Raw genomic sequence first — 9,144 nt, 5'->3', positions numbered from 1 at the left:
TAAGTGGCTCCCCGAGCTGGACTCGAACCAGCGACCCAATGATTAACAGTCATTTGCTCTACCAACTGAGCTATCGGGGAACTGCATGGGAGGCGCTATATTAATGACTCCCTCGAATGGGGTCAACTGTCTCGAAGGAGTTTCCTTTTTAGTGCTCAAATTGTGGGTAAATTGCACAGAAAACAAACAGTTATCGCACGGAAGGCGGTAAGGAAAACGTGGCTGTAACCGAGATGTTTAACCCTACAGCAAGGGCTCCAGCTGTTGCTGCACACTGATGGGCACCAGCGCGAAATGGTCGAAGCGCATGGAGAACAGGCCGCGACCATGGCTCAGGGATCGCAGCCGGGTGGCGAAGCCAAACATCTCCGCGAGCGGCACTAACCCTCGCACTGTTTGCAGGCGCGAGCTGGTGCCGCGGGTGTCCTCCACCCGGCAACGAATCTGTGCCAGCAAGCCAAGCAGATCGCCTAAATTGTCATCGGGCAGGCTAACCTCCAGTTTGAAAATGGGTTCCAGCAGGCGTGGCCCGGCCTCATGAATGGCCCGATTGAGGGCGATGGTGGCGGCGCTGCGAAACGCCTGCTCACTGGAATCCACCTCGTGACTGGAACCGCTGACCAGTGCCACGCTGATGTCGGTAATATCGTGCCCCCCGATCAGGCCGCAGCTGACGCCATCGCGTATGCCTTTCTCCACCGCCGGAATAAACTCGTTGGGAATCAGGCCGCCCTTGATCCGGCTCTGGAACTGGACTCCGCTGCCCCGTTCGCCGGGCTGAACATCGAGGGTGACATCACCGTATTGTCCGTGGCCGCCACTCTGGTGAATCAATCGACCACGAATCCCCTTGATCGGCTCGACAATGGTTTCCTTATAGCTCACCTTGGGACGCCCGGTGCGCACCGCCACCGAATGCTCGCGCTGCAGGCGATTGACCAGCACTTCCAGGTGCAGCTCGCCCATACCGGACAATAGGGTTTGCCCGGTATCCTCATCGGTATGGACATGAAAGGTGGGGTCTTCCTCGGCCAGGTTGGCCAATGCCTGGCTGATCGCGTCGCGGTCTTTGGGTGTGGCAGGCTCCAGCGCGATATTGACCACGGGCTCTGGGAATTCGATCGTTTCCAGCAGAATGGGATGTTTCGGGTCGCACAGGGTGTCACCGGTAAAAGCCCCCTTGAGTCCAACAATTGCGTCGATCTCGCCGGCGGGTATTTCGTCGATATTTTCCCGGCGGTCGGCGTACACGCGCACCATGCGGCCGATTCGAGCCTCCCGCTGGCGCCCGGGTATCCAGACCTTTTGGCCGGCTTTTAAGGTGCCCGAATACACCCGTACATAGGCCATGTGGCCGGCGTAGGAGTCGCTCACCACTTTGAACACCAGCGCCGCCAGGGGGGCATCGCTGCTGGCGGGCAGGCGGATGCGCTCATTCTGCTTCGGGTGAGTGCCTTCGACCTCGCCGATATCTGCCGGTGATGGCAGGTAATCGACAATGGCATCGAGCAGGGGCTGCACCCCTAAATTGCGCAGGCAGGCGCCGCACAGTAGTGGGAACAGGCGATTGGCCAGGGTGCCACGGCGAATGGCCGCTTTCAGCTCGGCCTCGGTAATGGACTGGTTGGCCAAATAGCGTTCCAGCAGAGTTTCATCCTCTTCGGCCACGCGCTCGATAAGCGCCGTGCGTGCGTTATCGCAAGCCGCCTGCATCAACTCGGGGACCGCGGTGGTGATCATCTCGCTGCCCAGTGCGTCCTGCCAGTACAGAGCCCGCTGCCCGACCAGGTCGATCACGCCGTGAAAGCCCTGTTCGTCCTGAATCGGCAGCTGGATTGGCAGTGGTTCGCTATTGAGGCGTTGACGAAAACTGTCGAGGCTGGCCTCAAAGTCGGCACCGGTACGATCCATCTTGTTGATAAAGCACAGGCGGGGCACATGATGCAGCTCGGCCTGATGCCACACGGTCTCGCTTTGCGGCTCGATGCCTTTAACCGCGTCGATCAACACCACGCCGCCATCGAGAATGCGCAGGGCGCGCTCTACCTCGGCGGTGAAATCGATGTGTCCGGGGGTGTCGATAATGTTCAGCTGGTGCTGGCGCCAACTGGTGCTGATGGCGGCAGAGACAATGGTGATGCCGCGCTCGCGTTCCTGTTCCATCCAGTCGGTGACCGTGTTGCCGGCATCGACGTTGCCCATCTGGTGGGTGAAGCCGCTGTAAAACAGAATGCGTTCGCTGAGGGTAGTTTTGCCCGCATCAATGTGGGCAATAAAACCGATATTGCGAATCTGCTGTAATGGGTAATGGGAACGGTCCATGGGTGCCTCGAACGCTTCCCCGGTTGATAAATGAGGAAGTTATACCTTGCGCTTACACTGGGCGACAATCAAGTCTCTCTAACTATCGACAACCGCATTGATAAAACGATCTGTTCAAAATCGGTGCAGCTCTTATAATGCGCCCTTAGAGGGTAGTTGAAGCTGTGAGTCTTGCATTGGGCAAGAACAGAATGAGTGGCAGCGTATCAATTGCACCAGCCTTGAACCCGAATCGCTCACTGCGCAATAATCCTGTTTCAGCCTGAGACCCCCTTGTCTGGACTATGCTGATACTGAAACAACGGAACTATTCATGACCCCAGATCGTTTGTTGCAAAAGGCGTTTACCCTGCTGGCCCAGGGCAAAACCGGCCCTGCCCGCGCTATCTGTCGCAAGCTGATGGCCGAGCAGCCGGAAGATTTCAATATCTGTCATCTGCAAGGGGTGCTGCAATTTCAGGAAGGTCAGCTGGAAGACGCACGGCGCTCGCTCGAGCGCGCCCTGGAGCTGGCCAGCAGCAAGCAGCGTATCGATCAGGCGCTCAGCAATCTGGCACTGGTGTTACAACGTCTGGGCAAAGACGAAGATGCGATGGAGGCCATCGAGCGCGCCATCGAACTCAACCCCAAAGAGCAGGCCTATCTGGCCAACAAGGGCTATATCGCCGAAACCCTGTTGCAATGGGAGGTTATGGAGCAGGCCTTTGCCGCCGCCCTGCAACGACAGCCGAGTAACGGCGAGTATCTGCTGGGGCTGGCAGTAGCACTGCGCCGGCAGGGTTTTACCGATAAGGCCTGGGAGTTGCTGCAAGAACTTGCCAGCGAAGATCGCAGCTTTGACCTGCAGCGCGAAGCCGCCTTGCTGGAGATGCAAACCGGCCAACAGGACGCGGCTCTGGCCCGGGTGCGCTGCATCGATGTGGAGAGCCCCCAGCAGGGCATGATTGTGCAATTTGCCGATTATCTGGCCGACGAAGGCGAACAGGATGGCGCCCGCTTGCTCTATCAGCTGGCCGCCGAGCAGGACCCGAATAATTTGGCTGTGGCCCATATGCTGGCTTCTCTGGAGCGCCGCAATGCCCCCCGTGGCGCGGCGCCGGACGAATATGTCGAGGCGCTGTACGATCAATACGCCGACAAGTTCGAACTGCACCTGCAGCACCGCCTGCAATACGGCGCGCCGGGGCACATCGTCGCGACGCTGCTGGAGCAGGGAGTCGAGCATTTGGATCGGGTACTGGACCTGGGCTGCGGCACCGGCTTGATGGGCGCCGCCCTGTGCGAAAAGCTCCCCGTGACGCATCTGGCCGGGGTCGACCTGTCGGCCAATATGATCAAGCTGGCCGACAGCAAAGAGATATACCAGCAGCTGGAGCAGGCCTCGATTGTGCCTTTCCTTGAACAAGACGCCGAGCAGGGCGGCGAACAATGGCAGCTGATTTGCGCCGCCGATGTGCTGATCTATCTCGGCGAGCTGGACACCTGGTTCGACCGTGTACGCCGGCGTCTTAGCCCGGGAGGGCTGTTGGCATTCACCATCGAGCAGGGCCAGCAGGAGGTATCCCTGTTACCCAACGGCCGCTATCAGCACAGCCCACTCTATATCGACCGCCTGGCCGCCGAACATGGCCTGCTGGAACTGTCCTCCGCCGAGTTGGTGCTACGGCAGGAGCGGGGCGAAGAGGTGGCAGGGCGGGTCTATCTGTACCGCTTTGTGACCTGTTAAAGGCTCCAATCCAGCCTTGGAATGAGGGCTGAATTCGTTCTAGACTTATTACATGTCAGCTGTTCGGCTGGCGTTCAAAAAATCGGTGTGTAGCGCAGCCTGGTAGCGCACGTCCTTCGGGAGGACGGGGTCGGAGGTTCGAATCCTCTCACACCGACCAGTAAACCAAGTGCCTTATTGATAGTAATTGCTAACCCCACGTCGAATGAAACCAAAAATGAAACCAAAAATATTCATCTGGTTGGTTTTACCCGTTCCGTTTTCCGGATGTAAATCTGTTTTGCACTAAGTGTCCTGTGGCCGCTGTGGTGGTTTTCGTGGTCACTGACGCCTTTGGCCTTTATGTCATGAAAAGTGAATCGTTCACCAATCTCTTTCTGCTCAAGCGCTTTTTTATGAGTCGTTGCTGACACTTAATTTTCCTCGCTTTGATCTAGGTGTTGTTACTCGAGCTGCTCATCGTTATGGGCTAATCATGAGCGGAGCGCTACAGTCGTTAAACCTACAGTCAGTCAATGAAGTACCTGCTGATGGACAATTTCATCATGTGGTTTGGCAAAGGGATGGTGCCGCAGTGCGGCTTTATGTTGATGGTACTGAATGGGCGTTAGAGGAATATAGTGGAAAAAACCAGTCGGGTGAGTGGACGCAGTATGTGAGCGGTTCAGGTGCCGGAATTAATACGAGTCACTTCCAGGCATTAGTGAGGTCGTCCACTGTGTACACCTAGATACCCATGGATCATTTCAGATATTTTGATCGAGTGCTGACTTTATCTGAAATCACGCAGCTGACTGCGGATCGTGGAGAGATTGTTGCTTAGCGGTTTTTTGTTAATGATGGGCGCTATCGATCTGTGGTAGCTAGTTGGGAGAATATCACCGTCGGGCAAGAACAGGAAGTAATAGCTGGTGAAGGTGAGTCCGTCCTCAGATTACGATCACTCTTTCTGGATTCGGCTTATGAAGTAGATAGAGCCAAATTGAAATCATTAAATTCAAGTGAAGCTACGCTCTAGTTTACTTTTCATGGTGATCCGATAGCTATGAGAGGTTTTCGGAGTGGTGTTCTTATCGAATGGACGGCAGGAAAATTCACAGATAGTTTGAGTGCTTCTTGATATATCTGTACGGAAGAAGCGTTTTCAGTTTTGGAGTTAATGGTTTGATTATGTTGCTAGGTGAGATTGTTCAATATTTTTTAATCAGTTTTTAGTATTTGTTTTATATTCGAAATGGTGTTTTATTTGTTCTCGGCTTAGGGTTCTTAATGCGTTGTGGATTTATTATTTTCGTTTGGGTGAAAAGTGAATCTCCCTATTCATATTTCGATTTACCTGTAAATATTGGGTGTGGAGGAATAGGTATGAATTATAAAAATGATCTAGAGGAGGTTTTTATAAAAGCTATTGAAGCGGCAAATTCTGAATTGTCAGTTTTAGGTTTAGAAGTTTCGAAATTAGATATGACTGGTTCTGGTCGAAGCTTAACTCCACCTGAAGAATATAAAGATCTCGGTGGTGTATGTGTTTGCTATAAGTCAGTGTGTGGTTGTGTTATCTGGTAATGAAAAGTTATTGATTTATTTTTGTTGTTATTTTTTCATATTAATTCTAGATAATAATTTTTTAGTGATAGTGAATGCTAATATCTATCTGTTGTTTGTGGTTTTGGAGGAATCAATTGTTTTAGTGGTCAATTAAGAATTTTATGTTGGATTTTGTTTTTGTTATGTTGTTTTTCTTTCATTGTAATTTTTTTACTGCTGAAATAATTGATTTTTCTGTTGTATTGTCTTTGGTTTAGTTATTTTAATATATTTTATAATTTTAATTTATAAAAGATTTTGATTTGGTGGGGTGTTTTAAATTGAATTTTTAGAGTAAGTAAAAAATATGGGCCATAAATATGGTAATTGAAATGGTATAAGAAGTTTAGATTGTGACATTTTTTTTCTACGTAACGAAATGACTAATCGAAATACAGAATGAATGGCAGGATCTATTAGCTTTTTTACATTACTGTCCAGTATTTAGCGGTGCAATTAAGGTCTCAATTTTTCTTATGGAAGCGCTGGCAGGCGTTTCTGCTATGACGGTCAGATAAGACGACCCTCTATACGCCAACTTGATTGTTTGGTAACTACCGAACATAATTATACCTGTATATTTATACAGGTATAATTATGTCTCTAATCTCCTTCAGTAGTGCTCAGGCGGCCACCGCTCTGCGCCTCCCTTTGTACCTCTCCAGGGTTTCCGCCGGCTTTCCCAGCCCTGCCGATGATTACGTCGATAAGGGCCTGGATCTCAATGAATACCTGATTACCCACCCGGCAGCGACCTTCTTTACGGTCGTCTCCGGCGAGTCCATGGAGGGCGAGGGCATTTTCGATGGCGATATTCTGGTGGTGAACCGGGCGCTGGAGGCGGTAGACGGTGATGTGGTGGTTGCGGTGATCAACGGCGAGTTGAGCTGCAAGCTGCTGGATACCAAAAAGCGCCGGTTGCTCTCGTCGCACCCCGATTACCCGCCGATCCCCGTTTTCGAAGGGGCGGAGCTGGTGATTGAGGGGGTAGTGCCTTTTTCTATCCGGTGTCACCGTGATCGCCATCGTTGATGCCAACTCCTTCTATGCCTCCTGCCATCAGATCTTTCGGCCGGATCTGCGCAACAAGCCGGTGGTGGTGTTAAGCAATAACGACGGCTTTGTGGTGGCTCGATCCTGGGAGGCCAAGGCACTGGGGGTTCCAGATCTGGAGCCCTTTTTCAAAATTGAACCCCTGCTACGCCGGCACCGGGTCGCCATTTTTAGCTCCAACTACCCGCTGTACGGAGATATCTCTGCGCGGTTTATGAGAACCCTGCAGGGCATAGGGGACCAGGTGGAGGTGTATTCGATCGATGAGATGTTCTTGTCCCTGACTGGGCACCAGGATCTGAATCGCCTGGCGTGGCAAATGAAAGACAGAGTCTGGCAGCACGTGCGCCTGCCGATCAGTGTCGGCATCGCACCGAGTAAAACCCTGTCCAAGCTGGCAAACCATGTTGCCAAGCGGCATCGACAAGGGCAGGGCGTTTGTGTGCTGGACCAGCCAAAGAAATGGGAGTGGGTTTGTCGCCGGGTACCGGTTACCGCCGTATGGGGCATTGCCAAGCGAATGGCGCGGAGATTGGCGACTCTGGATATCCACTCGGCCTGGGATCTGGCAACGGCCAACCCGAAAGCGGTTAGACAGGTTTCCAATGTTAATCTGGAGCGAACCCTCGAAGAGCTGAATGGTCATCCTTGCCTGGCCCTGGAAGACCTGCCGCCCCCGAAACGGCAGATCTACTGCACCCGAAGCTTTGGTCAAAAGGCGACAACACTGCAACCCGTTCTGGAAGCTATTTCGGTGTATGCGGGCAGGGCCGCCGAAAAGCTACGAGATCAGCAAAGCCTTGCGGTTACTATTCACGTGTTTCTGCATACATCACCGCATGAACCGAATTACTTCAGTGACAGCGTAACTGCCAAGCTGGCGTACCCCACCGACGATACTCGACTGATTACGGCTCTGGCGCGACGAATGATGCAAGGCATCTACCGGCCAGATCATGCCTACATAAAAGCGGGTATTGGTTTGATCGAGCTGGTTGATCGCAAGCATCAACAGTTTGACCTGCTGCACCCCGGCCAGCCTGAGCGGGCCGATCGACTGATGAGCGTGATGGATAAGATCAATCGACAGCAGGGCAAAGGAGCGGTCTTCCTTGCCTCACAGGGAATAAAAAAGCCCTGGGCAATGCGCCAGCAGTTCCTCTCGCCACAATACACGACGAAGTGGCAGGATCTGCCGGTTGTGCGTTCTTAAGGAATAACTGATCAGTGTGGTTTTGCGGGAATAGTTATTCAAACTGTCGAATGTGTCGCTAGGGTTGTTGGTTTTTAATAGTGAGAAATCTATGCTGTCAGCCTCAATAAGAGTAAGCTGCGTCGTCTGTTTAGATTGTCATTTCAGTCTATTGATAAGAGTGTTTGCTGAACTTTTTGAATGATATTTTGATATGTAATCTCCTTCCTCCATACGGACAAATCTAACCTTTCTGGGCTTACACAATTAATGCTTAACAATCTGATTCAACGCTTCCCCACCGGCGTGCGCTTTATGCTGTTGTCGGCGCTTGGCTTTGCGTTGATGGCGGTCTGCGTTAAGGCGGCCAGTGGTTATGGTATTCCGGTGCTGGAGATTGTGGCGGCGCGGGCGTTGGTGTCCCTGGGGCTTAGCTATCTGGATATTCGTCGTAAGCGCCTGTCACCCTGGGGGCAGCATCACGGTCTGCTGTTCGCCCGTGGCGCGGTTGGGGCGCTGGCGCTGGTGTGCGTTTATTATGCGGTGACCACCTTACCGCTGGCGACGGCAACTTTATTACAGTATTTGCATCCGGCTTTTACCGCGGTGCTGGCCTGGTTGTTTTTACGAGAGCGCATTCGGCTGGCAACGTTGCTGTGTATTGTTCTGAGCATGACGGGTTTGCTGTTGATCTCGAAGCCGGGGTTGATCGCCACTGCGGTGCCTGAGTTACCAATGCTCAGTCTGGTAGCCGCATTGTGCGGTGCTTTTGGCAGTGCGATCGCTTACGTACTGGTGCGCCGTTTAAGTCGTGTGGAAGACAGTTCGGTCATTATCTTTTATTTCCCGCTGATTGCGCTGCCATTGTCGTTGGTATTGCTTGGCGGTGACTTTGTTATGCCCAGCGCTGAAGCTGCCGGGCTGATGCTGTTGGTGGGGATCTTCACCCAGGTGGGGCAGGTGGGTTTGACCCGAGCCCTGCAAACCGAAGAAGCGGGCCGAGCGACCGCGTTCTCCTACGTGCAGGTGGTGTTCGCCTTCGTGCTCGGCTGGGTGTTTTTCGACGAGCTGCCCACCCTGGTCACCTGGCTGGGCGGTGGCTTGATTATTCTGGGCGCACTGCTCAATGCGGTGTGGAAGCGTTGATCGTGCAATAAAACTAAGGCACATTTGATTAATTCGGATAGATCTCTGCGGATCCTAAAATGGTTTTTATCAAGGCGAAGCTCGCCGTTCATGTCGAGACCTGAACAAGGGCTTCAAC

7 protein-coding genes and 2 tRNA genes are annotated in these 9,144 nt (G+C 52.7%); 7 read left to right on the top strand and 2 right to left on the bottom strand.

Annotated elements, in window-relative coordinates:
• Positions 1-4: 4 nt before the first annotated feature.
• Together MIB40_RS18965 and fusA are read right to left on the bottom strand one after the other, a co-directional pair.
• Positions 5-80 (bottom strand) — tRNA-Asn (locus MIB40_RS18965).
• A gap of 163 nt (positions 81-243) precedes the next feature.
• Positions 244-2,322, bottom strand: coding sequence for an elongation factor G (gene fusA, locus MIB40_RS18960; protein ID WP_249697076.1), 2,079 nt, complete (start codon positions 2,320-2,322; stop codon positions 244-246).
• 313 nt (positions 2,323-2,635) lie between these two features.
• Here fusA and MIB40_RS18955 point away from each other — a divergent pair, with 313 nt between their 5' ends.
• The 7 genes from MIB40_RS18955 (at position 2,636) to MIB40_RS18930 (ending at position 9,026) form a co-directional block, all read left to right on the top strand.
• Positions 2,636-4,048: a methyltransferase gene (locus MIB40_RS18955; RefSeq protein ID WP_249697075.1), complete on the top strand. Its 1,413-nt coding sequence runs from the start codon at positions 2,636-2,638 to the stop codon at positions 4,046-4,048.
• Between the two features lie 83 nt (positions 4,049-4,131).
• Positions 4,132-4,208 (top strand) — tRNA-Pro (locus MIB40_RS18950).
• Between the two features lie 315 nt (positions 4,209-4,523).
• Entirely contained in the window at positions 4,524-4,778 is a 255-nt protein-coding gene (locus tag MIB40_RS19885; protein ID WP_406566477.1) for a LamG-like jellyroll fold domain-containing protein, read from the top strand.
• A gap of 635 nt (positions 4,779-5,413) precedes the next feature.
• Positions 5,414-5,614, top strand: a complete 201-nt coding sequence (locus MIB40_RS18945; RefSeq protein ID WP_249697074.1) for a hypothetical protein — start codon at positions 5,414-5,416, stop codon at positions 5,612-5,614.
• 618 nt (positions 5,615-6,232) lie between these two features.
• Positions 6,233-6,667 (top strand): LexA family protein, encoded by a 435-nt coding sequence (locus MIB40_RS18940; protein ID WP_249697073.1) that lies wholly within the window; start codon positions 6,233-6,235, stop codon positions 6,665-6,667.
• The gene (locus MIB40_RS18935; RefSeq protein WP_249697072.1) at positions 6,651-7,901 is read left to right on the top strand and encodes a Y-family DNA polymerase; all 1,251 of its coding nucleotides are present in this window, start codon (positions 6,651-6,653) and stop codon (positions 7,899-7,901) included. Before MIB40_RS18940 ends, MIB40_RS18935 begins: the two co-directional genes overlap by 17 nt.
• A 249-nt stretch (positions 7,902-8,150) precedes the next feature.
• The gene (locus MIB40_RS18930) at positions 8,151-9,026 is read left to right on the top strand and encodes a DMT family transporter (RefSeq protein ID WP_249697071.1); all 876 of its coding nucleotides are present in this window, start codon (positions 8,151-8,153) and stop codon (positions 9,024-9,026) included.
• Positions 9,027-9,144: the final 118 nt, after the last annotated feature.

Source organism: Aestuariirhabdus haliotis, from assembly GCF_023509475.1.
Lineage (GTDB): Bacteria > Pseudomonadota > Gammaproteobacteria > Pseudomonadales > Aestuariirhabdaceae > Aestuariirhabdus > Aestuariirhabdus haliotis.
The sequence above is the reverse complement of the archived record's forward strand: the minus strand, read 5'-3'. Positions and strand labels throughout refer to the sequence as shown.